The following is a 25,596-nucleotide window of genomic DNA, read 5'->3' as shown; positions in this document are numbered from 1 at the left end:
CGACGCTGTTTCCGGTCCTGAGGCCGGTCCCGACTCCGATTCGGGCTCCGATCCCGGGGCCGGTCCCGAAGCCTGGGCCTCCTGATCCCCCGCGGTCTGGTCCGGCAGCTCGCCAAAAGGACCCGTGCCCTCGCCCGGACCGCCGTCGGGACCGGGCCCGTCATCCGGTCCGTGCCGTGCCGTGCCACCGGCCATCAGCTCATCACCTCGGCCGGTCGAGTCGCTGGATGAGCAGATCGGCGAGACGGTCGCGGCCGGCCGGCGCGGCGGCGTCGGTGAGGTAGATCGCGTTCAACAGCTGGTCGGTGGCGAGGAGTTCACTGCGGGAGCGTTCCAGGAAGTGGGCGATGAGATCGTCCCCGGAGCGTGCCGCCTCGTCGCCGAGGTGGGCACGGACGAAGGTCGCGAGCCGCTGGTGGTCGGGGCGACCGAGTTCCAGGTGGATACAGCGGCGCATCAGGGGCGCCGGGAAGTCCCGCTCGCCGTTGCTGGTGAGCACCACGAACGGGAAGGACCGGCACTGCACCCGGCCGCCCCTCACCTTCACCTTGTTGCCGTCGTCGTCGAGGACCTCCGCCTCGCCGCCGGGCAGCCGGTCGGCGATCCGTTCCAGTTCGGGGATGGCGAACTCGCCCTCCTCCAGCACGTTGAGCAGGTCGTTGGGCAGATCGATGTCGCTCTTGTCGAGCTCGTCGATGAGCAGTACGCGCGGCCGGTCCGAGGGCAGCAGCGCGGTGCCCAGCGGACCGAGCCGGATGTAACTGCCGACGCTCTCCGCCGATTCGACGCCGGTCGCCCCGGCCGCCGCGCTGTGCGCGGCGATCTGCACGTCCTGGAGCCGGGCGATCGCGTCGTAGTGGTAGAGGCCGTCCTGGAGCGTCGAGCGGCTGACGACGGGCCAGCGCAGGACCCGGCCGAGCCCCAGCTCATGGGCGACGGAGTGGGCCAGCGTGCTCTTACCGGCCCCCGGGCTGCCGGTGACCAGCAGCGGACGGCGCAGATAGAGCGCGGCATTGATCATTTCGAGCTCTTCGGCACCCGGCCGATGGAGTTCGGCGAGGTGCCGGTGCCCTCCGAGGCGACGGTCGGCCGATCCGTCCCCGCCGTGCTCGTCGGGCTCCGACGCACCACGGCCCGCGAAGTCCCGCCACGGCGGCGGGGGCGGCAACTGCTCGATGCCTTCGTGCGGTTCGCCGGCCCCTCGGTAGATGAGCCACTCGCCTGGTTCACTCATAGCGTGTTCCTCGTCGTCACTCGTCCGCCAGGGGAAGCTGTCGAACGTGCATCACGGTAGCGATCCGATGTGCACCCCGTAAGGGTCCGGCCGGCGCGGTCGTCCCTCATGGCGCCTCCAGGAACTGGTCGGAGCCGGGCAGTGGGTGGTGCGGATCGTCCCAGTAGAGGGCGACGCCGTCCGACCAGTACGTCTCCGTACGGCCCGCGCGTACCCCCTGTCTCAATTCATGGACCTTCTTCGGCAGTTGATCGGCCGTGCGGGCCCCGGAGACCGACTCGGCGGCGCGCCGGTGGAAATCCGTGCAGACGGCGGCGGGCTCGGCCGCCCGGCGCCGCCACAGGGCCACCCCGAAGCCCCCGTCGAGCACCCGTCCGAGACCGGCCGCGGTCTCCGGGTCGGGCCGGTCCCCGTACCTGCAGAGCACCGGGACGGTCTCGTACGCCAGTCCGCGCAGCTCCTCCACCACGGCTACGGGTACCCGCATTCCGTCCTCGCAGTCGACGACGGCGGCCTGCATCGGGGCCGTCATGGTCCGGTTCCAGCGCGCCTCGCGCTCCTCGGGCCCGTCGTCGGCCGGCCTCGGGCGGTGGTCCAGGCGGCGGATGACCACGGGGCGCAGCACCCCGAGCGGCCGCCCGTCGGGCGGCACGTGCCATCCGTCGACCTCCAGGTCCATGAGGGACTGCGGCACGGCGACCTGGAGCACTGCGGGGTCGTCGGGTGTGTCGCACCGCCGGAACGCCTCCGCCAGCGGCCCGGCGAGGCGGGCCGGGAGAGCCTGCGGTGCGGTGCCCCGGCTGTCCTCGGCGACGGGCAGGACGTCCCCGGTGTGCTGGACGACGCCGATCCGCCAGTCGTAGCGGTCCCGCTCCCAGCCACGCGGCTCCAGCTGCAGCAGGACGCACGGAGCGCCGCGGGTCCTGGTGGGTTCGAGTACCGGCGCCGGGGTGCGCAGATGCTCGCGGTCAGGGGTGAGGCGGCCGTTGTGCCGGAGCCCGGCGAGCTCGTGGCGGAACTTGCGGGAGAGCCGGTCCTCGGCCATCCGCTTCACCCAGTCCCACAGGGAGGCCTCGGCAAGCTGGGTGGACGGCAGGACGTAGGGGCGTTCGGCGGAGAGGGCGCTCATGCAGTAACGCAGGATCAGTTCCAGCGCGCTGTCGCCGCCGGGGGCGTCGTACAGCGTCCCCAGTCCGTCGCGCCAGCCGCGCGGCGCCGCGTGGTGCTCGGTCGGGTGGGTGTCGGGCAGCCGGTCCAGGAGGTCGAGAAGGCTGCGGGTGCTGAGCGGTGGCGGGAGTTCGGCGAGCCGGCCCAGCAGGTCGACGCGCTGCTGGGGGCTGAGTGCGAGCCCGGCTCCGGCGCCCAGTTCGCGCTGGAGGTCGGCCCACGTCCGCTCGGTACCGACCGGGCTGCCGTGCCGGTCGGCGTGGTAGCGGTCGTGGGCGTGGAACACCGCCTGGTAGGGGTCGTCGGACTCGGTGGCGACGGCCCCGGGCGGCACGGGCAGCGTACGCAGCCGTTCGACGCCGATCGAGGTGCCGCCGGTCGTGCCGTCCGACCGCGACTTGAGTACGCCGACGACCTCGCCGCGGGCCAGGTCCACCACGGGTCCGCCGGACAGGCCCGGGTACATCCGGTCGCCGTCGAGCCGCATCTGTTCGTCGTCCTCGGCCCAGTCGCCGAAGGTGCCCATCACCTGGCAGCGCCCGCTGAACCGGGTCAGCTGCCCCGATCCGCCTCCGGTCCAGCCGGTGTAGAGGACCGAGCCGCCGCCGAACATGCCCGCCGGGCGTTCGCTGACGTACACACAGGGGTGCTCGACGGGTCTCAGCAGCCGGATGAGCGCGAGGTCGGGGGCCGGCCAGCCGCCCGAGGGTGTCGGGACCCGCACCTCGCCCGGCCCGGCCGGACCGTGACGGCCCTCGGGCAGGGCGGCGACCACGATTCCCTCGACCACGGTCTCGGCGCTGCCCGGGTCCGGCTTGAACACCACGCTCACCTGACGCCCCTCCCCCTCCATCGCCACGTGCGCGCACGTGAGGACCCAGCTCGGGGCGATGAAGAAGCCGCTCCCCAGGAAGCCGCGGTCGGATCCGTCAGGGGCATACCCGGGCTCCGGGCGATGGATGCGTACGGTCGCGGCCATCACGAGGCCCGCCAGCGCACGGTACGTGCTCTCCGAGCCGCCCCCTGCGCCCCTGCCCGGCGGCTGCGTCATGAGTGGCTTCCGGTGCCCGGCCCGGCCCCGTCGGGATGCGCCGCTGCGCCGGTGGATGCGCCGGCGCCCGGGGTCCGCGCGAGGGAATCCGCATCCGGCGTCCCCGCGGATGCGCCATCGTCCGGGGTCGCCGCGGGCACGCCTGTGTCCGGGGGCGCCGGGGATGCGCCCGGGTCCGGGGTCGCCGCCGGGGGCGCCGCCGGCACGGGCGGTTGTCCGGGGGGCGAGGAGGGCGGGGGCGGCATGGGCGGGACGGGTTGTGGGCGCGGCGGGCCATACGACGCGGCCTGCGCGCCGGGAGTGGGGTGCGGGGTGGTGTGCGCGCCGGGAGTGGGGTGCGGGGTGGTGTGCTCGCCGGGAGCGGGGTGCGGCGCGGCTTGCCGGGGCGGGGGCGTCGTGGTCTGCCCCGCTGCCCGCGCCCCGCTCTGCGCCGGGATCGGCGGATCGACGGGCGGGCCTCCGCCGTTCCACGTCAGCGTGACCTTGATGCCGCCCTTGGCCTCGCCGTCCGCGAGGAGACCGACGACCTTGCCGGCCTTCGCGGTGAGCTCGATGCCGAATTCGACGCTGACCTCGTCGGGCCGCACCGCTCGCAGCGGCTCGGCGAGCGAACGCGCGACGCTGGTCACGACCGCCTGCAGGCTCTCGACCCGGGCCTGCACGCGCTCGGCGAAGTCCCCGTACCCGATGTCCGTGAATGCCGGCCCCCGGACGGGCTCGGCCAGTTCCTCCGCCCCGGAGATCCGCGCCCAGACCGGTGTGCCGTCCGGCATCTCGATGCGCGTGATACGGGCCTCGCTGTCACCCATGAAACCCCCCGTTCCCCCAACTACCCGCAGGCTAACGGCAGTACGCGGCCGATGCGAGACACATGGACCATGACGCCGGAACGGCGCCGACCGGTTCTCGGCGGGTTCGCCGTGGCTCCGTGCGGCCGTCGCGAACCGTGCCAGAGGGTGCGCTCCCGGCCGTCGCGGGGCTGTCACCAGGCATTAGGCTTGCCGCATGTACTTCACCGACCGCGGTATCGAGGAGCTGGAGAAGCGGCGAGGCGAGGAAGAGGTCACTTTCGAGTGGCTCGCCGAGCAGCTGCGCACGTTCGTCGATCTCAATCCCGACTTCGAGGTGCCGGTCGAGCGCCTCGCCACCTGGCTGGCCCGCCTGGACGACGAGGACGAGGACGAGTAATCGATCCGTTCCAACCGCGGATCGATTCGTTTTCGACCCCTGATCGGCGCGCTCCGATCCCCGATCGGCGCGCTCCGGCCCCTGATCGATCCACTCCGACCGCTGATCAGTCCGCTGCGACGATCCCGGTCCTCTCGGCCCTGAAGCGGTCGTACGCGAGGCCGAGCGCCCCGTGCGCCATCAGCAGCGCCCCGGCGAAGGCCCAGCCGCCGCTGCGGCGCCCGATTCCCCAGAGGGCGAGCGGAAATCCGGCCGCCACCTGGGCGCCGCCCAGCACGCGGGCCCTGGGACCGCGCGTCCAGGGACCGAGGCGGCTGTTCTCGACCGCGTCGAGTTGAGCCCGCACCGCCTCGCGCCGACCGGTCCAGTGGATCGCTTCGGTCTCCGACCGGCCGTCGGCCGCCGCGTACAGCCGATCTCCGGGCGTGTCCGGGTCCAGGCCGGGCGGGAGGTTCAGCCCGATCCGGGTGAGGACGGCGAGCAGCCCGCGCAGCCGGATGCGGGCATCGGCGTCGGGGTCCGGGCGGATCAGCTCTTCGAGCGCCTGGACATCCAGCACGGGGTCGAGGCCCAACCGCTCGGCGAACGTACGCATCGCCTCGTCCTCCCCGGCCGGGGTGCCGTCCGCCAGCCAGACGTAACCGACCGGGCGGCGGAATCCGTACGCCAGCGTGTGGCCGGCCCGGTCACCGTCCCACCACAGCGCGAGGACGGGCCAGGTCGAGCCGACGGCGAGCGCGGCGGCCCAGCCGGCCACGACCCGGTCGACCGGCTCCGCGTCCGCACCCCCCTCGCCACCGTCCAGCCAGGGCCTTCCCTCGGGGACGAGGACGGACCACCCGTCTCCGGCGGGCGCGAGCAGCATCCGCTCGCGCAGCAGATGGGCCACCGTCCGTACGTTCTCGGGTTCGGTACGGCACAGCAGCAGCGCCCCCACGGGGGATGTCGCGTTCATGCCCCACACGCTAGGGTAATTCGCCCCTGTTTGGCCTATTTGGCACGCCTGGGACGACCGGCGCCGTCACGACCTCCCTTGACTTCCCCGATCCGCGATATATCGTGTTCCGCAAGAGACGCGATATGTTGCGTCATACGGCGTCCCAGGAGGTCAGATCCATGCCTGTGTCGACATGGGCCATCAACGAGCCCCAGAAGCTGACCTTCGACGACCCCGTGACCTCGCTCAATGTCCGCATCGTCGGTGGCGCCGTCAATGTCGTCGGCACCGAGGAGCGGACGGCCCGGCTGGAGATCTCCTCGATCGAGGGCGCGCCGCTGATCGTGACCCAGGAGGGCGGCACTCTCACGGTCGCGTACGAGGGCCTGCCGTGGAACGACTTCCTCAATTGGTTCGACCGCAAAGGCTGGCACCGCAGCGCGGTCGTCTCACTCGCCGTGCCGGCCGGGGCGACGGTGGCGGTCGGGGTGGTCGGCGCCGGGGCCATGGTCTCCGGGATCCATGGACGTACGGACGTCCGGGGCGTCACCGGCGACACCACGCTCGTCGGGCTCGCCGGCCCGGTCCGGGCCGAGACGGTCTCCGGCAGCGTGGAGGCCCAGTCGGTCACCGGTGAGCTGCGCTTCCAAACGGTCTCGGGCGACCTGACGGTCGTCGAGGGCGCGGGCACCTCGGTACGGGCGGAATCCGTCAGCGGCAACATGGTGCTGGACCTGGACCCGACCGGGAAGCCCACGGACGTCCGGCTGACCACGGTGTCCGGCGAGGTCGCCATCCGACTGCCGCACCCGGCGGACGCGACGGTCGAGGCGAACACCGCGAGCGGCGCCGTCTCCAACGGCTTCGAGGATCTGCGCGTCAGCGGGCAGTGGGGGGCGAAGAAGATCACCGGCACGCTCGGCGCCGGGACCGGCAAGCTGCGGGCGACGACCGTCTCGGGATCGATCGCCCTGCTGCGCCGCCCGCCGGCCGAGGACGATCCGTACGATGCCGCGCCGACCGGAAAGGTGCTCTGACATGCCTCCCGTATTCGCCCACGGGCGTCTCCGCCTCTATCTGCTGAAGCTGCTCGACGAAGCCCCGCGCCACGGCTACGAGGTGATCCGACTCCTGGAGGAGCGCTTCCAGGGCCTGTACGCGCCCTCGGCGGGCACGGTCTATCCGCGCCTCGCCAAACTGGAGGCCGAGGGCCTCGTCACGCACGCCACCGAGGGCGGCCGCAAGGTCTACTCGATCACCGACGCGGGCCGCGCCGAACTGGCCGGCCGCACGGGCGAACTGGCCGATCTGGAAATGGAGATCCGGGACTCCGTCTCCGAACTGGCCGCCGAGATACGGGACGACGTGCGCGGCGCCGCGGGCAAGCTGCGCAGCGAGATGCGGGCCGCGGCGCACGAGACCCGGCACACCTCCAACCCCGCCGGTACCGGTACCGGCCGCACGGGCGACCGGGAGTCCGTCTTCGGCGACCTCGGGGACCTCGGCGACAAGGAGGCGTGGCGCGCCGCGAAGGAGGAGCTGCGCAAGGCCAAGCAGGAATGGAAGGAACAGGCCCGCCGGGCGAAGGACGAGTCCCGTCGCGCCCGCGAGGACGCGCAGCAGGCCCGCCGTCAGGCCAAGGAGGCCCAGGACAGGGCGCGCGAGCAGATGCAGAACGCGGCCCGCCAGGTCCAGGAGCACTTCGCACGGGGCGACTGGCCCTCCGGCGTACGCGAGGGGCTGGCCGAGATCACCGGCCAGCTGGGCAGCTTCGCCAGGACGGGAAGCCGGCCCCCGTACATCAAGCCGGAACCCGCCGGTGCCGACCCGGAGTGGGGCAAGGACACCGCCGCCACCGGCGACCCGGCCCGCGACCTGGACCGCCTGCTCGACCGCTTCCGCGACGACATCCGCGACGCGGCCCGCGACCGGGGCGTCACCGAGGAGCAGTTGACGCAGGCCCGCCGCCATCTGTCGACGGCGGCGGCCCAGATCGGAGCGCTGCTGCGGAAGGAGACCGACGGCGCGGGGTAGGGAGCGGCACGGAGCCCGGGGCACTCCCCGGGCTCCGCCGTACCTCCCGCCGCTCCGAGCCCTCCGGCCCCTTCCGCCCCGTCAACCCTCGTTGACAAGCATGCTGCCGAGGCCGGTTCGGCCGTGCGGCGTCCGGGTGACCGTGACAGTGACGCGCACCCCCTCACGGGCCCGGATCCGCACCTCTCCCCCGTGCCTGCGGACCTGGGCCCGGCCGCCCACCGCGACCCGCCAGTTCCCGGCGGTCGGCGGCAGGGAGACCTCCGTGGTGCCGCGGCGGCCCGCCGTGTAGGAGAGCCGGTAGACGCCGGTGGCGGCGTCGTACGTGTCGGAGTGGACGGTTCCGGCGACGGCGGGCGCGTACGGCGTGGCGGTTCGCTCCTTGTTCGCCGCGAAGGCGCCGTTCTTGTCGAGTGCGCAGTACCCACCGCCGTAGCACCACACATAGCCGGCCCAGCCCGAGGTGTAGCGGCTCAGGGAGGCCATCGCGTCCCGGTAGAAGCGGCCCATCCGAGGAAGCGTGTTGTTCAGCGGGCCCCATTCGCCGACGACGACCGGGATGTGCCGCTGCTCCGGGTACGCGGTGACGGCCGCCTCGTACGACTCGATCCAGCCCGCCGACGGGTCGTAGTCGGCGCCCGCCTCCATCGCCGTGTTGTAGAAGTGCGGCGCGTAGACCGTCCGGTGGTCCCTGACCGCCCCCAGTCCGGTGGGGACACCCTCGCCGACGGCGGGGGTGGGTTCGACGAACAGCCAGTTGGCCCGGTCCACCGAGCGGACCGCGCGGGCGATCCGGTTGTACATCGGGGTGAGCTGCCGGGACTCGATGCGACGGGCGGCCGTCGCCAGGTCCTCCCCCTCCTCGATCTCCCCCATCGGCTCGTTGATCAGGTCGTAGCCGAGGACGGCCGGGTGGTGCGCGTAACGGGCGGCGACGACCTTCCACATCCGCGCCTGGGCCCGCTGGAGATCGGGGTCCTCGTAGAGATGGGTGAAGGCCCGCTGCACGGCGGGCTCGAAGTACTCGGCGAACCAGTCGTCGGGGTGCGGGGTGAAGGGCAGACCATCGGTACGGGTCGCCCAGGCCGGGATGCCGCGGTGGCCGAACGCCGGGCCGAAGACGTCCTGGTGGGCGTCGAGCACCACTTGGACGCGGTACTTCCGCGCCCAGCCCAGCACCCGGTCGATCCGGCGCAGATACGCGACGCTGTACTGGCCCCGGCGGGGCTCCAGGTCGTCCCAGAAGATGAGCAGCCGGGCGAATCCGAAGCCCTTGGCGCGCAGATCCCGGAAGTGCTTCTCGGTGATGGCGTCCAGCGCCTGGTCACCGTGGTTCGCCTTGTCCTCGACGTTCCAGCCGCGCAGCGTGAGGGTGCGGCCCTCGTCGTCGGTGAGGCGGGGGATGCCGGTCCGGTCGGGTGGCAGGGGACGCGCGCCGGCGGCGGGGGCGAGCGCCCCCGCCGCGAGCACGAGCGAGGTGACGACCGAGGTGAGTACGCTGCCCATCCGCATCCGCGTCCGCTTTCGCATGGCGCAGATGAGAACAGCTCACCCCACACACCTCAAGAGCAGGTGAGCACAATCTTTCCGAACTGGCCGCCCGCTTGCAGCCGTTCGAAGCCCTCGCGGGCCCGGTCCAGGGGCAGCACCTCGTCGATGACGGGCCGCACGCCGGTGGTCGCGCAGAACGCCAGCAGGTCCTCCAGCTCGTCCTTCGACCCCATGGTCGAGCCGACGACCTTCAGCTCCAGGAAGAAGATCCGGGTCAGCTCGGCGTGCGAGGGCCGGTCGCCGCTGGTCGCACCCGAGATGACGAGCGTGCCGCCGGGCCGCAGCGACTTCACCGAGTGGGACCAAGTGGCGGCGCCGACCGTCTCGATGACCGCGTCGACACGCTCCGGCAGCCGTGCGCCGGGCTCGTACGCCTCGATCGCGCCGAGTTCGACGGCGCGCTTGCGCTTGGCCTCGTCGCGGCTGGTGGCGTGGACCCGCAGCCCGGCCGCCCGGCCGAGCACGATCGCGGCGGTGGCGACGCCGCCGCCCGCACCCTGGACGAGGACGGAATCGCCGGGACGCACCCCCGCGTTGGTGAAGAGCATCCGGTACGCGGTGAGCCAGGCGGTCGGCAGACAGGCGGCCTGCTCGAAGCTGAGTTCCTTCGGCTTGGGCAGTACGTTCCAGCTGGGGACGGTGACCTGCTCGGCGAAGGTGCCCTGGTAGCGCTCGGTGAGGATCGACCGGGGTTCCTTCGGGCCGACGCCGTGCCCCGTCTGCCCGATGACGGAGTGCAGGACGACCTCGTTGCCGTCCTCGTCGATCCCGGCGGCGTCACAGCCGAGGATCATCGGCAGCTTGTCCTCGGCGAGACCGACGCCGCGCAGGGACCAGAGGTCGTGATGGTTGAGGGAGGCGGCCCGGACGTTGACGGTGGTCCAGCCCGGTCGTGCCCCGGGAGCGGGGCGCTCGCCCAGCTCAAGGCCGTTGAGGGGCTGGTCGCGGTCGATGCGGGATGCGTAGGCGGCGAACATGGCCTCGACGATAGGCCGGGGCGCGGGCCGGCGTAACCGGCCACGGGTGTGACGCACACCGCGCGCGGGAGCCGCCGGGTGTTCCCCCGCACCGGGCAGCAACGGGCCGCTGCGGCGGCGGGGGGCGGGGGCCGGGTACGGCCGCCGGTTGTGGGAAGGAGCGGGGCGGGGCGGGGCGTACCCCGCACCCCGCACCCCGCCCCCGGACCTCAGCGCCGGGCCACGCCCTCCGCGCGGGCCGCCGCGGCCACGGCGGCTGTCACGGCCGGTGCCACCCGCTCGTCGAACGGCGACGGAATCACGTAGTCCGCCGCGACCTCGTCGCCCACGACGTCCGCCAGTGCGTTCGCCGCGGCGATCTTCATGCCCTCGGTGATCCGGGAGGCCCGGACCTGGAGGGCGCCCGCGAAGATGCCGGGGAAGGCGAGCACGTTGTTGATCTGGTTCGGGAAGTCCGAACGCCCCGTCGCCACGACGGACGCGTACTTGTGCGCGATGTCGGGGTGGACCTCGGGGTTCGGGTTGGCCATGGCGAAGACGAACGCGCCCGGCGCCATCGACGCCACGGCCGCCTCGGGCACCGTGCCGCCGGAGACGCCGATGAAGACGTCCGCACCGGCCAGCGCGCTCTCCAGCGTCCCGGAGATCCCGGCCCGGTTGGTGAGCTCGGCCAGCTCGCGCTTGACGTCGGTCAGGTCTTCGCGGTCCCGGCTGACGACGCCCTTGCGGTCGGCCACGGCGACATCGCCGAGCCCCGCCTCCAGCAGGAACTTGGCGATGGCCACTCCGGCCGCACCGGCGCCGGAGATGACGGCGCGCAGTTCGCCGAGGTTCCGGCCGGACAGCTTCGCGGCGTTGCGCAGGGCCGCGAGCGTCACGACCGCGGTGCCGTGCTGGTCGTCGTGGAAGACCGGGATGTCGAGCCGCTCCTGCAGCCTGCGCTCGATCTCGAAGCAGCGCGGCGCCGAGATGTCCTCCAGGTTCACCCCGCCGAAGGAGGGCGCGAGGCGGACGACCGTCTCGACGATCTCGTCCGCGTCGGTGGTCGCGAGCGCGATCGGCACCGCGTCGACACCGCCGAACTGCTTGAAGAGAATCGCCTTGCCCTCCATCACCGGGAGGGAGGCCTCGGGGCCGATGTCTCCGAGACCGAGCACCGCGGTGCCGTCCGTCACGACGGCGACGACCTGCGATTTCCAGGTGTAGTCGTGGACCAGCTCGGGATTCTCGGCGATGGCGCTGCACACCTTGGCGACGCCGGGTGTGTACGCGAGGGACAGGTCGTCCTTGTCGCGGACGGGAACGGTGGCCTGCACGGCCATCTTGCCGCCGCGGTGCAGCGCGAAGGCCGGATCGAACGGCTCGTCGGTGGCGCTGTCGGTGGTGCTGTCGCTGCGAGGATTGACGATCTCCGCTGCCATGGTGTTGACCCCTTAAGTCTTCATCGTTTGAGGGTGGCCACTCCTGGTTGAGGAGGGGTGGGCGGGCACCGCGTACGTGCCCCGCGTCGGCGGTTGGCCCGCCCCGGCAGGGAGAGATACATACGCGCGGACGCGCCGCACACGCGTCCTGAGCCCCGGATGAGGGGTGTAAAGGTCTTTTTTACCCGACGGACCACGTGACCGACGAGTCCATCTCGACGCGGTGATGTGACTCATAGTCGAATATCTGGACAAGTCGGCCTACCGGCGAAATGACGTCCACCAGTCGAGACACGCCGCAGATCCTGCGGCATGAAGATGAAATCCCCACAGATGGTCCGACCTTGGTGTACCGGCCGCTTGAGGTTCGGAATCGCCCGTTACCCGATTTTGACATGACTGGCCCACTGTTTGGGCAAATCCGAATGGCAAGATGCCGTAATCGCACAGGGCGGCGACACCCGATGACGCGTGTCATTCACCGCCCGGCAACACAGCCCTCACCTGCCGGAGGAACCTGATCATGACCGCAAGCACCACCCGTCGTACGACCGCGAAGTCCCGGATTGCAGCGGTCTGCGCCATCGCGGTCGCCGGCACCTTGCTGCTGACCGCCTGCGGTGACCAGACCGACAAGGGCTCCAAGAGCCCCGACGCGACAAAGGCCCCGCTCGCCGACCTGCTGCCGAAGGCGATCCGGGACAAGGGCACCATCAAGGTCGGATCGGACATCGCCTATCCGCCGGTCGAGTTCAAGGACAAGTCCGGCAAGACGGTCGGCATCGACCCCGACCTGGGAGCGGCGCTCGGCAAGCAGCTCGGAGTGACCTTCGAATTCGAGAACGGCACCTTCGACACACTGCTCACCGGTCTGCGTTCCAAGCGCTACGACCTCGCCATGTCCTCCATGACGGACACCAAGGACCGCCAGAACGGTGTCGACTCGGCCACCAAGAAGAAGGTCGGCGAGGGGGTCGACTTCGTCGACTACTTCACCGCCGGTGTCTCGATCTACACGAAGAAGGGCGACGACCGGGGCATCAAGACCTGGGCGGACCTCTGCGGCAAGAAGATCGTGGTCCAGCGCGGCACGGTCTCGCACGACCTCGCCAAGTCCGAGTCGAAGAAGTGTACGGGCGGCAAGACGATCGCCATGGAGGCGTTCGACAACGACCTGGAGGCCCAGACCCGGCTGCGCGGCGGCGGCGCCGACGCCGGCTCCTCCGACTTCCCGGTGGCCGCGTACGCGGTGAAGACCTCGGGCGGCGGCAACGACTTCCAGATCGTCGGCGAGCAGGTCGAGGCCGCCCCGTACGGCATCGCCGTGGCCAAGGGCAACGACCAGCTGACCAAGGCCGTCCAGGCGGCACTGGACGCGATCATCAAGAACGGCGAGTACGGAAAGATCGTCGCCAAGTGGGGCGTGGAGGCGGGCGCGGTCACCGAGGCCAAGCTCAACGGCGGATCCTGACCGGCGTCCAGAGCTGAAAGGCATCAGCTGTGACTGAAATCGAGAAGGCGGACCCGGCGGCCACCCCGCCGGCTCCCCCCGTACCCGCGGCAGGACCGCAGACGATCAAGGCCATACCCGTCCGGCACTACGGCCGGTACGTCACCGCGGTCGTCGCGGTGGGCCTGCTCGCCCTGCTGGTCTCCGCGTTCGCCCGCGGCAGGGTCAACTGGGGCGCCATCCCGGACTACTTCTTCGACGACCAGATCCTCACGGGCGTCAAGAACACCGTGATCATCACCGTGCTGGCGATGGTCCTCGGCGTGGTCCTGGGCATCGTCCTCGCGGTGATGCGGCTCTCCAAGAACCCGGTGACCTCCGCCATCGCGTGGTTCTACATCTGGTTCTTCCGCGGCACCCCCGTCTACGTACAGCTCCTGGTCTGGTTCAACCTCGGCATCGTCTTCGAGTACATCAACCTCGGGCCGATCTACAAGGACGAGTGGTCGTCCTTCATGACGCCCTTCCTGTGCGCGTTGCTCGGCCTCGGCCTCAACGAGGCCGCGTACATGGCGGAGATCTGCCGCGCCGGCCTCCAGTCGGTCGACGAGGGGCAGACCGAGGCGGCACACGCGCTGGGCATGAGTCACGCCAGGACGCTGCGCCGGATCGTCGTCCCGCAGGCGATGCGCGTCATCGTGCCGCCGACGGGCAACGAGGTCATCAACATGCTCAAGACCTCGTCCCTGGCGGTGGCCGCCCAGTACACCGAGCTGCTGAGGGCCACCCAGAACGTCTCGCAGACCTCGGGCGCCACGGTGGAGATGCTGTTCCTGGCAGCGGCCTGGTACATCATCCTGACCTCGGTGCTGAGCATCGGCCAGTACTACCTGGAGCGGTACTACGCACGCGGTTCGAGCCGCAGCCTGCCACCGACCCCGATGCAGAAGGTCCGGGCGCAGCTGACGTCCCTGGGCCGCCCGAAGGGAGGCATGGCATGACCGCCGCCATGGTGAAGGCCGAGGGCGTCCACAAGTCCTTCGGCGCCGCGCACATCCTCAAGGGCATCGACCTGGAGGTCGCCCCGCGCGAGGTCTTCTGTCTGATCGGCCCGTCCGGTTCCGGCAAGTCGACCTTCCTGCGGTGCATCAACCACCTGGAGCAGATCAACGCCGGACGGCTCTACGTCGACGGCGATCTGGTGGGCTACCGCCAGAAGGGCACCAAGCTCTACGAGCTCAAGGACAGCGAGGTCGCCCTGAAGCGCCGGGACATCGGCATGGTCTTCCAGCGCTTCAACCTCTTCCCCCACATGACGGCGATCGAGAACGTCATGGAGGCACCGGTCCAGGTCAAGGGCGAGTCCAAGGCCGTCGCGCGGGCGCGGGCCGAGCGGCTGCTGGACCGGGTGGGCCTGGCCGACAAGGCGAAGAACTACCCCTCACAGCTCTCCGGCGGCCAGCAGCAGCGGGTGGCCATCGCCCGCGCCCTGGCCATGGAGCCGAAGCTGATGCTCTTCGACGAGCCGACGTCGGCGCTCGACCCGGAGCTGGTGGGCGACGTGCTGGACGTCATGCGCGGGCTCGCGGAGGACGGCATGACGATGGTCGTCGTGACCCATGAGATGGGCTTCGCCCGTGAGGTCGGCGACGCGCTGGTCTTCATGGACGACGGTGTGGTGGTCGAGTCGGGCCACCCGCGCGATGTGCTGACCAATCCTCAGCACGACCGGACGAAGTCCTTCCTGTCGAAGGTCCTCTAGCGCCGCGACCGGAACGCGCGAGGAAGGCGGTACGGACCCGGTCCGTACCGCCTTCCTCGTGTGCGTCACCCCTTCTTCGGCAGCAGCTCCTGGCTGAGCAGCAGGCTCCGCAGCTGGGCACGGGTCAGTGGCGGATTCTTGAGCAGCGGCCCCTGCGCCCGGTCGCTCGTGAACCCGGTGCTGTCCCGTACGGCCAGCACTCCGCCGTCCTTCAGGGTGAGACGCCCCACGAATTCAGGTCCCCACTTGGGCGTGCCCGAGTAGTTCATGGGGTCTTTCCAGGTCGTCAGCACGCGTCCGCCCGGGAGTTCCTCGCGTACGCAGTCGTCCGGACGCGGCTCCCCGTTGACCGGCCGGCACAGTTCGGCGGCCGGGTCCTGCCCGCCGAACTTCCTGCCGGCCTGCCGGCCGTCCAGGAAGCCGATGACGAGGTAGCCGACGCCGCCGTCCCGTCGTACGGAGTACTGCCCGTCCAGCGGTCCGTCCAGGTGGTCCCTGGCCTGCTCGGGGGTGGCGCCCTTGATGATGACGGCCAGCGAGACCCGTTCGACCTTCCCCACGCCCTCGGGGAGCAGCTCGGCCAGCCGCTGCGTCCGGCCGTCGCTGCCCGTGAGCTCGGCCGGGGCCGCCACCGGGGCGTTCTGTTCGTTCTCGCCCGAGGCCAGTCCCGGTACGGCCGCCGCTCCCGCCGCGACCACGGCGAGTGCCGCGACCGAGACGGTGAGCCGGCGCCGCAGACGTACCCGGGCGGCCCCGGCGTACACCGCCTGGGTGGAGATGACCGGCCGCCCCGCTTCCTCGGCGACCCGCCCCAGCAGCTCACGCACGTCGTTCATACGAATTCCTCCGCCATCTCGGCGCGCAGCGCCGCCAACCCCCGAGCCGCATGGCTCTTGACCGTGTTCTCCCGCATACCGAGCAGTCCGGCCGTGGCCTCGACGCTCAGGTCTTCCCAGTAGCGCAGCACCAGTACGGCCCGCTGCTTGTCCGTGAGCCGGGCGAGGGCCGCCCGCACCGCGAGGCCGGTGTCCGTGTCGGGCGCGTCGCCCGCGCGGTCGGGCAGTTCGCCGTACGCGTGTTCGCGCCGCCAGAACCGGCGGCGGGTCGCGATGAAGGTGTTGACCAGGGTCTTGCGCGCGTACGCCTCGATGTTGTCGAGACGCCCGTGCCGCCGCCCGCCCAGCACCACTTTGACCAGCGTGGCCTGGACCAGGTCCTCGGCCTCGTGCCGGTCTCCGCACAGCAGGTACGCGCTGCGGAACAGTGCGGTCCGCCTGCCCTCGACGAAGGCGTGCAGCGCGGCATCGTCATCGATCCGCATCGTCGGCGCCCCTCTCCGGGTCCGCGGGTGCGGACCGTCTCACCCTTCCAGTGCGGCGGGACGTACGGCGGGTTGCATCAGAGCGGAGAAAAAGAAGGGGTGGTACGGGTCCCGGCCCGTACCACCCCTTCCCGTGCGTGCTGCCGCTACTTCACGGCGAGCACCAGGGAGTCCGACGGGGAGGCCCAGACGGTCCGCGCCTCGCCGAACCCGGCCACGCGCAGGGTGTCGGCGTGCCAGCGCACGGACGGCATGTCGCCGTCCGCGTGCTCGCCGTAGATCCTGTACCGCTCGGCGGTCGGCCCGGCGAGGACGGGGTCCTTGGCCGCGAGAGCCCACCAGTCCGCCCAGTCGAGTGCGCCTTCGGCCTTCGCCCGGTCCATGGCCGCGTGCCGGTGGGCACGTTCGGCCGCATTGATCCTGGGCGTCTGCGTGTCGATCATATGGTCGGCGTTCATGAACACCCCGCCGTCCCTGACGAGCCCGCCGATCCGCCGGTAGAGCGCGGCGAGGGGTTCGGTGTGCAGCCAGTGCAGGGCCGTGGCGGTGAGGACGGCGTCGTACGAGTCGTACGGCAACTTCCCTGCCCAGTCGGGGTCCTTGAGGTCGGCGGTGACGAAGGTGACGCGCTCGTCGCCGTCGAAGTACCCGCGAGCGATGGCGAGCAGGGCCGGGTCGAGGTCGACGCCCGTGCTGGTGGCCTCCGGGAACCGCTTGAGGAGCCGGTCCGTAATACTTCCCGTACCGCATGCGAGATCGAGCACTCTCGGCCGGGGCCCCACCACGGCCTCGACCATGTCCAGCATCACCCGGAACCGTTCTTCGCGGTCGGGCATGTACCACTCCTGCTGGCGGTCCCAGCTCTCCTGCCAGGCCGCCCAGTCAGTACCTGTTGTCGTCTCCGTCACGAGGAACCTCCATGTAATACCCTGGTACCGAGAAAGCCCATTACATCGCTCGCTGCATCGACTCTAGACCGACGCCGTAAGGACTACAAGTGGAACTGGCCTATTACTCGGACTATGCCGTGCGTCTGGTCAACACCGAGGAGCCCGCCCGCAACAAGGACTCCCTCACCTCCGTCGAGGCGGTCCGCGAGCTGTTCGGGGTCAACCGGCAGGCAGCCCGGCGGGCGACGGACGCCGATGTGACCCGCTTCCGGTCCGTACGGGCGCGGCTGCGCGCGGTCTTCGAAGCGGCCGACGGCGGTGACGAGACGCTCGCCGTCGACCTGCTCAATTCGCTACTGCTGGAGTTCCCCGTCAGCCCGCAGATCTCCGGGCACGACCTGCGCGACGAGGACGGCAAGCCGGACTGGCACATGCACCTGGCCGACCACCCGTCGAACGCGACGGCCGGGTATGCCGCCATCGCCGCGATGGGCCTGGCGTTCCATCTCACCTCCTACGGTGTGGACCGGCTCGGCCTGTGCGAGGCGGCGCCCTGCCGCAACGCCTACCTCGACACCTCGACCAACCGCTCCCGCCGCTACTGCTCGGACCGCTGCGCGACCCGCGCCAACGTGGCCGCCTACCGGGCCCGCAAACGCCTGGAGACCGAACGCGCCGCCGACACCGGCCGCAGCGCGGAGACCGCCCAGATCAGCACGGACCAGACCGACCGCTGATCCTTCTTCAACGGCCGGTAGCGCGCCCGGACCCTGGCCAGCACGAACTCGTCGGGCACCGTCCCGTAATCCGTGCTGTCGCCGCCCGCGAAGGTGTTGTCGGCCAGCACCCACCAGCCGCCCCGTCGGCGCTCGGCGGCCCGTTTCACGACCAGCAGGTCCTGCTGGAACGGATGGCGCAGAATCACCACGTCCCCGGGGCGCACCGGCGCCCCGTACTGCACGAGCAGCCAGTCCCCGTGATGCAGCGTGGGCACCATCGACGGCCCGGTCACCTCCACCACCTGGAACGGCACACGCCCGGCCAGCCCTCGTGCGGGCTGCTCCCGCGTCAGCTCCGGCACCTCCGGCACCTCCCGCATCTCTCCGGCACCTTCCCGGTCCATCCAGTACACCGTCCGGTACAGCGTTCCGTACATTCGGCCACTGGGCCCAATCCCACCCTGGACTTTTGGCCTAAGCCCATGGGGGCACCCACGAAAACCCGTCTCTCACGGAGTAATGTCCCACCTGAGAAGACGATCACGAGGAAGGACAGCTCAATGCTTTCCCGCCTGTTTGCCCCCAAGGTGAAGGTCAGCGCCCACTGCGACCTGCCCTGCGGCGTGTACGACCCGGCCCAGGCCCGCATCGAGGCGGAGTCGGTCAAGGCCGTCCAGGAGAAGTACCAGGCCAACGAGGACCCGCACTTCCGGGCCCGCGCGGTGGTCATCAAGGAGCAGCGCGCCGAGCTCGCCAAGCACCACGTCTCGGTGCTGTGGAGCGACTACTTCAAGCCCCCGCACTTCGAGAAGTACCCGGAGCTGCACCAGCTGGTCAACGACGCCCTGAAGGCGCTGTCGGCGGCGAAGGCCTCCACGGACCCGGCCACGGGCCAGAAGGCGCTGGACTACATCGCCCAGATCGACAAGATCTTCTGGGAGACCAAGAAGGCTTGATCCTGGCTCGGGCCGCCCGACCTTCACTTTCGTGGGTCGAATCGCCTACCTGACCGCACCCGGTCCGCAGGCCGCCGAACACGGCGTCCATGACGGACCGGGTGCGGTCTTCTGCGTACGGGCACGGGTGGGCGCGGATCCGCGGCGCGATGACGGCGGACGCATGGCCGAGGACAAGCTGGACCTGCTTGACGCTCGCGCCGCCGGCGATGAGCGCGGAGGCGTAGAAGTGCCGCAGGTCGTGGGTCACCATGTGCGGCGGCTGGACGGGCTTGCGGCCCTCGTGCTTGGCCGCCTCGTTCTCCTCCGCCTGGAGCGCCCTGCGGGCGCAGTTCCACTCTGTCTTCCAACGGCGGTAGTTGAGCGGCTCGCCCTCCTCCATCGTGAACAGCCACTCCTTGGAGGGGCGTGCGGCGAGGTGCGCGAGGAGGGCGTCGGTGACGACCTCTCCGACCGGCACCGTGCGCCGGGACTTCGCGGTCTTCGGCGGGCCGATCTTCCCCGACTGGAGCCGCTGCCGCTCGACGCGGATGATGCCGGCCTTGAAGTCGACGTCCGACACCTTGAGGCCGAGCAACTCGCCTATTCGCAAGCCTGACCCGGCGAGCGTGACGATCGCCGCGCGGATGTACGGCGGCATCACCCGGCCCATGGCCTCGACCTGGGCGACCGTGGGCGGGGTAACCTCCTCGTCCGACGTGGGCGGGAGGGTGATCCGGCGGCACGGACTGGAGGCGATGACCTTGTCCTCCACGGCCGCGGTCATCACGCGCACGAGGACGTCGTAGACGTTGCGCACGCTGCCGGGGCCGAGCAGTTCGGACAGGTTTTTGAACAGCACCTGGATGTCGTTGCGGCGTATCGCCGCCATCGCGCGGGATCCGAGCGCCGGGACGAGGTGCAGCCGCAGCGCGTTGTCGGTGATGCGCTCACCCGCCTCGCTGGCGATGAGGGACTCCTCCCACTTCTTCGCGTACTTCTCGAACGTGATCCGTCCGGCACGCGGATCGACGTACTGGCCGGTCACGATGCTGGCCGTGACCTCGTCGAGCCAACGCTGGGCGTCGAGCTTCCGCTCGAAGTGGCGGGCGCGCTCCTTGCCGTCGAGGTCGCGGTAGCGGGCCCGCCATTTGCCGTTGGGGCGCTTCTGGATGTTGGCCAAGTGGCCTCTCCTTCGTGTCGGTTGTCAGTAGTGACCGCCGTCCTCGATGTCGCTGCTGAGCGTGCGAGCGTCCCGCTCGTCGCCCATGAGGCGGAGGCACTGCTCGTGGATCGCCCGCGAGCTGTCGGGGTGGGCCTTGATGTGGTCGGCGATGGCGACCACGGCGTGGTGTAGACGGTCGCGCGTATCTCGGGCCTCGTAGAACGCTTCGACGGCCTCTTGGACAAGCCGCCGGCTGTCGATGTCGAGCCCTTCCAGGGGCGGGGACATCAGCTCTTCGAGGGGGAGCTCGAAGACGCGGCTGAAGGCGAGGGCCTCGTCGAGATTGATGCGCCGGCGAGGCGTGCCGTTCTCGATACGCCAGACCGCTGTCTGGTTCATCTTGATGCCGGCTCTGGTCACCCGCTCGGCCAGCTCGGTCGTGCTCCACCCTCTGACCTCGCGCTCCAGGGCCACGCGCGCGGCCACGTTCCCTTCGCTGTAGAGCAGCGGCACCTCGCCGCCTTCGGGCCTGTCGCCTGCCATCGAACCTCCATCATGACCGTCACTATCCAAATTGAAACATGGGCTTCCCGATTTGGCTAACCGCCGATCCCGGGGTACAACTTTATGCAGATCGAATCGCCACTTAGCCGAATGGGAATGCATGCGATACCTGACCACCGCCGAGGTCGCCGAGCGCTACCGCACGGCCGAGAGCACCGTCCGCTACTGGCGCCAGATCAAGAAGGGGCCGCGCGGCATCAAGGTCGGCAAGAGGGTGCTGTACCCCGAGGCCGAGTTGCTGCGCTACGAGCGCACGCTGATCGACGGCCGAGACGAGTGGGGCCTGGTCTCATGAGCCGCCGGCAGCCCCGGACACAGCAACGGCCCCCGGCGCGCCAACGCCGAGGGCCGGAGATTCCCCTGCCTGTCGCCCATCCCTGAACGAACGAACCGGTGAGGGGCGGGACCTTGCCCGTCCCGTCCCTCACCTGAGAGGAACGTCGATGGAGGACTCTAGGTCCCCCGCCACCTCGAACGCATCCGAGGTTGTCTGGCCCACCCCCGCGGTCCCCGGCCAAGGCATCCCTTGGCGCAACGGGGACCGAACGGAGTCACGGTCCCCTGCGACGGGTGTTCCGGTCCGGGACCGAAACTCCCCCAGCACGGAACATGTGCAGGTCAGCGCTTTGGGGACCGGTCCCGCCGGAGCGGAAGCCGAGCACCGGGCAGAGCCTTCCGGTCCGCTGGTCCCCGAACCCGGTCCCCGAATCCCGGACGAGCACGCCGTAGTCCCGGCCGGTGGTGAGGGCCACGGTCCCGACGCATCTGCGGGGACCGTGGTCCCCGACGGCGGATCGGGGACCGGGGACCGCGCCGGTGCCAGCGACGAGACGGCCGATGAAGGAGCCCCGCTGCTGGATGACCTACGTGCGGCGATCGGCCGGTACGTGATGCTTCCGAGCGACGAGGCATTGACCGCAGTCACCCTCTGGGTGGCGGCCTCCCACATACAGCCCGCGCTGCAGCACGCGCCACGGCTGGCGGTGGTGGGGCCGACCAAGGGGTGCGGCAAGTCCCGCGTCCTGGACGTGCTCCACGAGACCGTGCACCAGCCGATGATGACGGTGAACACCTCGCCCGCGGTGGTCTTCCGCGTCATCGGCAAGAACCCGCCGACGCTCCTGGTGGACGAGGCCGACACCATCTTCGGCCCAAAGGCCGGCGACAAGGAGGACCTGCGCGGCCTGCTGAACGCCGGGCACCAACGCAACCGCCCCGCCTGGCGGATCTCCGGCCCGGAGCACAAGCCGACGGCGTTTCCCACCTTCGCCATGGCGGCGCTCGCCGGGATCGGCGACCTGCCAGACACGATCATGGACCGGGCGGTCGTGCTCCGCATGCAGAAGCGCAAGCCGGGCGAGCGCATCGCCCCGTTCCGCTCGCGGTACTCCGTTCCGGAACTGAACACGCTGCGCGACCGGCTGACCGCCTGGCTGGCCCCGCTGCGGAGCACCGCAGAGGGCTTGGTTCCGAACATGCCGGTCGAGGACCGGGCCGCGGACACCTGGGAGCCCCTGGTAATCGTCGCCGACCTGGCCGGCGGGCACTGGCCCTCGCGGGTCCGTACCGCCTGCCTGGCGATGACGCGCAACGAGGTGGTCCAGGACGAGCAGACGACGCTGAAGACGCGGCTGCTGCGAGACGTCCGCCGCGTGTTCGAGCAGGAGGGCCATAGGGAGGCGCTGCGCAGCCAGGACCTGCTCGCCGCCCTCCTCCAGGATGCGGAGGCGCCGTGGGCCGAGTACGGGACGAAGGGCCTGAACGCCTACCACCTGGCCAATCTGCTGCGCGACTTCGGCATCAGCCCGGCCAACCACCGTTTCGAGAACGGCAGGCAGGCCAAGGCGTACGCCCGTAACCAGTTCCTCGACGCCTGGGCCCGCTACTGCCCCGACCCTGCCCAACCGGCCCCCGCAGCAGAGGAGACCGTGCCTGCACGTCGAGCCCAGGGCAAGCCGCCCACCTCTCCGTCCGGGACGCTGCCCATCGGCCCGCCTGCCGGGCCTGCAGGCCCCAGGCCCACTCGCTGACACCAGCTCCGTATCAATCCGTCGCATCCGTCCCCGCGCAGGTCAGCGCGGGGACGGAGTTCCTTGCCGATACGGATCACTCCGTACCTGCGACCGTCTCCGTACCTGTCCTGACCAGCTACGGGACGGATGCAACGGACGTGACGAAGCCCCACCCCACACGACCACCGGAGCACCACCATGCCCGAATCGAGCACCGACAACGCCCCCACCCGCCGCCGCAAGGGATTCTTCGGCCTGACCCGCCGATCAGCAGCAAGCTGGAGCGAACGAGCCTCTGACGAGGCTTCGTCCGCGCTTGCCCCCGTCCCAGGGGTGGCGGAGGAGGAAGCCGAGCGCCAGGGGGCGCCCGAGCCGGAGGAGGGTGTAGCCGAGACCAGCTGCCCGCCCGCAGCCGACTCCATCGCCCCACGCACTCAGCCGCCGGCCGATGTCCAACCGCCCGTCGAGCAGCCCTCCTGGCGAGATCTCGACGCCCCAGCCCTGCCCGCACTGATGAACCGCAAGCGCACCTTGGAGAAGCGCGACCAGGAGAAGACCATCCGCTTCACGCGGACTGCGGTCGGTGTGATCAGCGCCGCCGCTCACCAGCGCGGTCAGAAGTTCGCCGGATTCGTCGGTGACGCCGCCCTCGCCGTCGCCCTGGGCAAGGCAGGGCTGGTCGGCAGCCCGGAGGACGATCCCCTCCGCCCACTGATCGAGGCCGTCGAGGCACACACTGTCGCGCTGAACCGCATCGGCAGCAACCTCAATCAAATCACCGCAGCCATCCACCGAGGAACCGTGCCCGAGCGCGCCGAGGCGGTGCTGGACCGCATCGAGCAAGTCGCCGAGAACAGCTACCGACTGATCGACCAGCTCCTGACGGAAGGCACCGCGCATGGTTCCTGACGTCTCCACCGGCTCCGACACCCGCGGACTGATCGTCTACCTCTTCGGCCCCGGCCGCCGCGACGAACACACCGACCCTCACATCGTCGCCGCCTGGGACATGGCCGGCGCCCCTGACCCCGGCCGCGACCCGGCAGCCACCTACTCCCAGCTCGCCAAGAGCCTCGACACCCACGTCGACCTGCGCACCCGCGAGCTGGGCGGCAAGAAGCCACCTCAGCACGTCTGGCACTGCCCGGTCCGCACCGCGCCCGGCGACCGCGACCTCACCGACGCCGAGTGGGCCGAGGTCGCCCGCCGCATCGTTCACGCCACAGGCATCGCCCCCGAAGGCGACGAGAAGGCATGCCGGTGGATCGCGGTACGCCACGCCGATGACCACATCCACATCATGGCCACCACCGTCCGCGCCGACGGGCGCCGCCCACGCACGCACCGCGACGGACAGCGGGCACAAGCGGAGTGCCGCAAGATCGAGGCCGAGTTCGGCCTGCGCCGCCTGAAGTCCGGCGACCTCACCGCGCCCCGCACCCCCACCGGCGCCGAACGTGCCAAGGCGGAGCGACAGGGCCAGACGGTCACGGCACGGCACTGGCTGCGAGAGCAGGCGTACGCGGTCGCCGCTGCCGTACGCAACGAAGCCGACTACTTCACCGTGCTGCAGTCCCTCGGCATCAAGGTCAAGACGCGACTCGGCCCCGAGACCGGCGACGTCATCGGCTACAGCCTCGCCGCACCCGGCGACACCAACGCGGCCGGCGAACCCGTCTGGTACGGCGGCTCCAAACTCGCCCCCGACCTCTCCATCAACCGCCTACGCGAACGCCTCCCCGACCAGGAGATGGCAGACCGCCCCCGGTACGTGGCGGACCCCAGCGCCCCATGGCGGCACACCACCACCGCCATACACACGGCGCACACCCTCCTCGACTCCGGTGACGATGCCGCCGCCCAGGGCTACCTGGCCGCCTTCGGCGACGCCCTGTACAACATCGCCAGCGCCACGACCGGCCCACACCGGGCGGAACTACGAGCGGCAGCAATGGCGTTCAACCGCGCCCGCCGCTCCGCCACGCGTGCCGACCACCAGGCCGCCACTGCCCTGCGCAAGGCCGCCAAGGAACTCGCCTACGCCTCCAACGAGCCGGGCGGGCTCGCCATCGCCCTGCTCTTCGCCACCGTGCATCTGGCCCGCGCCGCCGCCAAGTGGCACGAACAACGCGGCCACGAACAGCAGGCCGCTGCGGCCGAAGAAGCCCTCCGCCACCTCCAGGCGGGATACCAGCAGGCCGCCCCACCCGTCCTGGCGGACCTCGCCCGCCGCGCTCCATGCGCCACAACCGCCAAGCGCTTCGAGCAGGACCTTCGCGCGGCCCTCCCCCATCACGCCGACCGCGTCCTCGCCGACCCTGCGTGGGCCGCCCTGACAACGACCCTCGCCCGCGCCGAGACCGCCGGCCACAATCCCCGGCGCCTCCTCGCCGAGGTCGGAACGCAGCGAGAGCTCGACGGTGCCGAGCGTCCAGCCGAGGTCCTCAACTAGCGCATCACCGCTCAACCGAACCGGCGGGCTCAAGCGGCTCGCAGGCAAAGCACCGTCAGCGGCACATCGTCCATGTCCACCACGCCACACCCACCGGCCACACCAGTGGCCATGAGGCCCGGAGAGCGCAGTCGGCACCGCTGACGCACCAGTCAGATGCCCTCGCCACGCGTCGTGACGGGGGCATCAGGTCAGGTTCAACGGCAAAGCTTCATGATGGTGTCGTCGAAGTCGGGAAACTCTTGTGCGGCCTGCGCGATGATCGCTGCTGCCGACGCTCGACAGTCCGGAGCGAATTGCTCCGCGAGCGCCGCCATGTCGCGATTGACCTGGGGGGCCCAATCGGGCTCGGGCTCGTACGAGGTGGCTGCTTCCCACGGGCCGAAGCCACCAGCCAGTAGCCACAGGAAGGCACCCAGGTCGCGAGCGACGACGCCTGTCTCTCCTTCGGAGCCCAGAAAGACAACGGGCTGCTCTACCAGTTCCCGACCTGGACGAACCAGCCAGAACGCCGCGTTCCCGCCGGTGCCATCCTGGCCAAATACGCGGAAATCGTCGCCGTTCAGCTCGCCGTTGCCTGTCCACGCGCGGAACCACTCGGTGGTCTCATCGGCAGTCAGGAAGGACACGTAGGGTTCGAAGTCGACACCGTCCTCGCCAACGCACGCGAGCCGGACCGCCATGGCAGCGGCGAGCGCGGTGGGGAACTGGCGATCTCCGTTCGCGAGCATGCGAACAGAGTAGCGATCGATTTGAGCTTGGCAGC

24 protein-coding genes and 2 pseudogenes are annotated in these 25,596 nt (G+C 70.7%); 12 read left to right on the top strand and 14 right to left on the bottom strand.

Going from position 1 to position 25,596, the window contains the following annotated elements:
* Window positions 1–202: 202 nt before the first annotated feature.
* The 3 genes from ACF1B9_RS17725 to ACF1B9_RS17715 all read right to left on the bottom strand — a co-directional run bounded on the left by ACF1B9_RS17725 (window position 203) and on the right by ACF1B9_RS17715 (window position 4,261).
* The gene (locus tag ACF1B9_RS17725) at window positions 203–1,234 is read right to left on the bottom strand and encodes an AAA family ATPase (protein WP_391741739.1); all 1,032 of its coding nucleotides are present in this window, start codon (window positions 1,232–1,234) and stop codon (window positions 203–205) included.
* A 106-nt stretch (window positions 1,235–1,340) separates the two neighbouring features.
* On the bottom strand, window positions 1,341–3,452 hold the full coding sequence (locus tag ACF1B9_RS17720; RefSeq protein ID WP_391741738.1) for a trypsin-like peptidase domain-containing protein: 2,112 nt from the start codon (window positions 3,450–3,452) through the stop codon (window positions 1,341–1,343).
* A complete protein-coding gene (locus tag ACF1B9_RS17715) occupies window positions 3,449–4,261 on the bottom strand; it encodes a CU044_2847 family protein (protein WP_391741737.1) in 813 nt (270 codons plus the stop codon). Before ACF1B9_RS17715 ends, ACF1B9_RS17720 begins: the two co-directional genes overlap by 4 nt.
* A 196-nt stretch (window positions 4,262–4,457) precedes the next feature.
* On the opposite strand from ACF1B9_RS17715, the gene ACF1B9_RS17710 reads away from it, so the two are divergent.
* Window positions 4,458–4,640 (top strand): DUF6104 family protein, encoded by a 183-nt coding sequence (locus tag ACF1B9_RS17710; RefSeq protein WP_003961784.1) that lies wholly within the window; start codon window positions 4,458–4,460, stop codon window positions 4,638–4,640.
* Window positions 4,641–4,746: 106 nt separating this feature from the next.
* On the opposite strand, the gene ACF1B9_RS17705 is transcribed toward ACF1B9_RS17710, so the two are convergent.
* Window positions 4,747–5,595, bottom strand: a complete 849-nt coding sequence (locus ACF1B9_RS17705; RefSeq protein ID WP_391741736.1) for a hypothetical protein — start codon at window positions 5,593–5,595, stop codon at window positions 4,747–4,749.
* A gap of 161 nt (window positions 5,596–5,756) precedes the next feature.
* Between ACF1B9_RS17705 and ACF1B9_RS17700 the strand changes: the two genes are divergently transcribed.
* Complete coding sequence (locus tag ACF1B9_RS17700) at window positions 5,757–6,614, top strand: DUF4097 domain-containing protein (protein ID WP_391741735.1); 858 nt, start codon at window positions 5,757–5,759, stop codon at window positions 6,612–6,614.
* Between the two features lies 1 nt (window position 6,615).
* Window positions 6,616–7,611, top strand: a complete 996-nt coding sequence (locus tag ACF1B9_RS17695; protein WP_391741734.1) for a helix-turn-helix transcriptional regulator — start codon at window positions 6,616–6,618, stop codon at window positions 7,609–7,611.
* 81 nt (window positions 7,612–7,692) lie between these two features.
* On the opposite strand, the gene ACF1B9_RS17690 is transcribed toward ACF1B9_RS17695, so the two are convergent.
* The 3 genes from ACF1B9_RS17690 to ACF1B9_RS17680 form a co-directional block, all read right to left on the bottom strand.
* Window positions 7,693–9,141, bottom strand: a complete 1,449-nt coding sequence (locus ACF1B9_RS17690; RefSeq protein ID WP_391741732.1) for a cellulase family glycosylhydrolase — start codon at window positions 9,139–9,141, stop codon at window positions 7,693–7,695.
* Window positions 9,142–9,173: 32 nt separating this feature from the next.
* Window positions 9,174–10,139: a zinc-binding dehydrogenase gene (locus ACF1B9_RS17685; protein ID WP_391741730.1), complete on the bottom strand. Its 966-nt coding sequence runs from the start codon at window positions 10,137–10,139 to the stop codon at window positions 9,174–9,176.
* Window positions 10,140–10,348: 209 nt separating this feature from the next.
* Entirely contained in the window at window positions 10,349–11,560 is a 1,212-nt protein-coding gene (locus tag ACF1B9_RS17680; RefSeq protein ID WP_391741729.1) for an NADP-dependent malic enzyme, read from the bottom strand.
* Window positions 11,561–12,083: 523 nt separating this feature from the next.
* On the opposite strand from ACF1B9_RS17680, the gene ACF1B9_RS17675 reads away from it, so the two are divergent.
* The 3 genes from ACF1B9_RS17675 to ACF1B9_RS17665 are packed head-to-tail and all read left to right on the top strand — an operon-like array spanning window position 12,084 to window position 14,772.
* On the top strand, window positions 12,084–13,031 hold the full coding sequence (locus tag ACF1B9_RS17675; RefSeq protein ID WP_391741727.1) for an ABC transporter substrate-binding protein: 948 nt from the start codon (window positions 12,084–12,086) through the stop codon (window positions 13,029–13,031).
* Between the two features lie 29 nt (window positions 13,032–13,060).
* Window positions 13,061–14,011: an amino acid ABC transporter permease gene (locus ACF1B9_RS17670; RefSeq protein WP_391741725.1), complete on the top strand. Its 951-nt coding sequence runs from the start codon at window positions 13,061–13,063 to the stop codon at window positions 14,009–14,011.
* Entirely contained in the window at window positions 14,008–14,772 is a 765-nt protein-coding gene (locus ACF1B9_RS17665) for an amino acid ABC transporter ATP-binding protein (protein WP_391741723.1), read from the top strand. Before ACF1B9_RS17670 ends, ACF1B9_RS17665 begins: the two co-directional genes overlap by 4 nt.
* A 65-nt stretch (window positions 14,773–14,837) precedes the next feature.
* On the opposite strand, the gene ACF1B9_RS17660 is transcribed toward ACF1B9_RS17665, so the two are convergent.
* The 3 genes from ACF1B9_RS17660 to ACF1B9_RS17650 all read right to left on the bottom strand — a co-directional run bounded on the left by ACF1B9_RS17660 (window position 14,838) and on the right by ACF1B9_RS17650 (window position 17,001).
* Complete coding sequence (locus ACF1B9_RS17660) at window positions 14,838–15,608, bottom strand: hypothetical protein (protein WP_391741722.1); 771 nt, start codon at window positions 15,606–15,608, stop codon at window positions 14,838–14,840.
* On the bottom strand, window positions 15,605–16,093 hold the full coding sequence (locus ACF1B9_RS17655; RefSeq protein ID WP_391741720.1) for a SigE family RNA polymerase sigma factor: 489 nt from the start codon (window positions 16,091–16,093) through the stop codon (window positions 15,605–15,607). The genes ACF1B9_RS17660 and ACF1B9_RS17655 overlap by 4 nt, the downstream gene beginning before the upstream one ends.
* Window positions 16,094–16,239: 146 nt before the next feature.
* Window positions 16,240–17,001 carry a class I SAM-dependent methyltransferase gene (locus tag ACF1B9_RS17650; RefSeq protein WP_391741719.1) on the bottom strand — a complete coding sequence of 254 codons (762 nt, stop codon included), beginning with the start codon at window positions 16,999–17,001 and terminating at the stop codon, window positions 16,240–16,242.
* An 89-nt stretch (window positions 17,002–17,090) separates the two neighbouring features.
* On the opposite strand from ACF1B9_RS17650, the gene ACF1B9_RS17645 reads away from it, so the two are divergent.
* Window positions 17,091–17,720 carry a CGNR zinc finger domain-containing protein gene (locus ACF1B9_RS17645; protein WP_391741717.1) on the top strand — a complete coding sequence of 210 codons (630 nt, stop codon included), beginning with the start codon at window positions 17,091–17,093 and terminating at the stop codon, window positions 17,718–17,720.
* Here ACF1B9_RS17645 and sodX read toward each other — a convergent pair.
* A complete protein-coding gene (sodX, locus tag ACF1B9_RS17640; protein WP_391741716.1) occupies window positions 17,624–18,139 on the bottom strand; it encodes a nickel-type superoxide dismutase maturation protease in 516 nt (171 codons plus the stop codon). The genes ACF1B9_RS17645 and sodX overlap by 97 nt on opposite strands.
* A gap of 123 nt (window positions 18,140–18,262) precedes the next feature.
* Here sodX and sodN point away from each other — a divergent pair, with 123 nt between their 5' ends.
* Window positions 18,263–18,658: a superoxide dismutase, Ni gene (gene sodN, locus ACF1B9_RS17635; protein WP_093899557.1), complete on the top strand. Its 396-nt coding sequence runs from the start codon at window positions 18,263–18,265 to the stop codon at window positions 18,656–18,658.
* A gap of 10 nt (window positions 18,659–18,668) precedes the next feature.
* Here the strand turns inward: sodN and ACF1B9_RS17630 are convergent.
* Window positions 18,669–19,820: pseudogene (locus ACF1B9_RS17630) on the bottom strand (tyrosine-type recombinase/integrase); the annotation flags it as partial.
* 24 nt (window positions 19,821–19,844) lie between these two features.
* Window positions 19,845–20,345, bottom strand: coding sequence for a helix-turn-helix transcriptional regulator (locus ACF1B9_RS17625; protein ID WP_391741714.1), 501 nt, complete (start codon window positions 20,343–20,345; stop codon window positions 19,845–19,847).
* A 121-nt stretch (window positions 20,346–20,466) separates the two neighbouring features.
* Here ACF1B9_RS17625 and ACF1B9_RS17620 point away from each other — a divergent pair, with 121 nt between their 5' ends.
* The 4 genes and pseudogenes from ACF1B9_RS17620 to ACF1B9_RS17605 all read left to right on the top strand — a co-directional run bounded on the left by ACF1B9_RS17620 (window position 20,467) and on the right by ACF1B9_RS17605 (window position 24,974).
* The gene (locus ACF1B9_RS17620) at window positions 20,467–20,661 is read left to right on the top strand and encodes a helix-turn-helix transcriptional regulator (protein WP_391741713.1); all 195 of its coding nucleotides are present in this window, start codon (window positions 20,467–20,469) and stop codon (window positions 20,659–20,661) included.
* Between the two features lie 481 nt (window positions 20,662–21,142).
* On the top strand, window positions 21,143–22,396 hold the full coding sequence (locus tag ACF1B9_RS17615; RefSeq protein ID WP_391741712.1) for a DUF3631 domain-containing protein: 1,254 nt from the start codon (window positions 21,143–21,145) through the stop codon (window positions 22,394–22,396).
* 315 nt (window positions 22,397–22,711) lie between these two features.
* Window positions 22,712–23,287 carry a hypothetical protein gene (locus ACF1B9_RS17610; protein ID WP_391741906.1) on the top strand — a complete coding sequence of 192 codons (576 nt, stop codon included), beginning with the start codon at window positions 22,712–22,714 and terminating at the stop codon, window positions 23,285–23,287.
* Window positions 23,277–24,974 (top strand): annotated as a pseudogene (locus ACF1B9_RS17605) (relaxase/mobilization nuclease domain-containing protein). Before ACF1B9_RS17610 ends, ACF1B9_RS17605 begins: the two are co-directional and overlap by 11 nt.
* A 53-nt stretch (window positions 24,975–25,027) precedes the next feature.
* Here the strand turns inward: ACF1B9_RS17605 and ACF1B9_RS17600 are convergent.
* Window positions 25,028–25,561 carry an SMI1/KNR4 family protein gene (locus ACF1B9_RS17600; protein WP_391741711.1) on the bottom strand — a complete coding sequence of 178 codons (534 nt, stop codon included), beginning with the start codon at window positions 25,559–25,561 and terminating at the stop codon, window positions 25,028–25,030.
* Window positions 25,562–25,596 lie beyond the last annotated feature (35 nt).

The organism is Streptomyces sp. NPDC014727, assembly GCF_043083485.1.
Taxonomy (GTDB): Bacteria; Actinomycetota; Actinomycetes; order Streptomycetales; family Streptomycetaceae; genus Streptomyces.
This window is presented reverse-complemented; position numbering and strand designations above follow the sequence as displayed.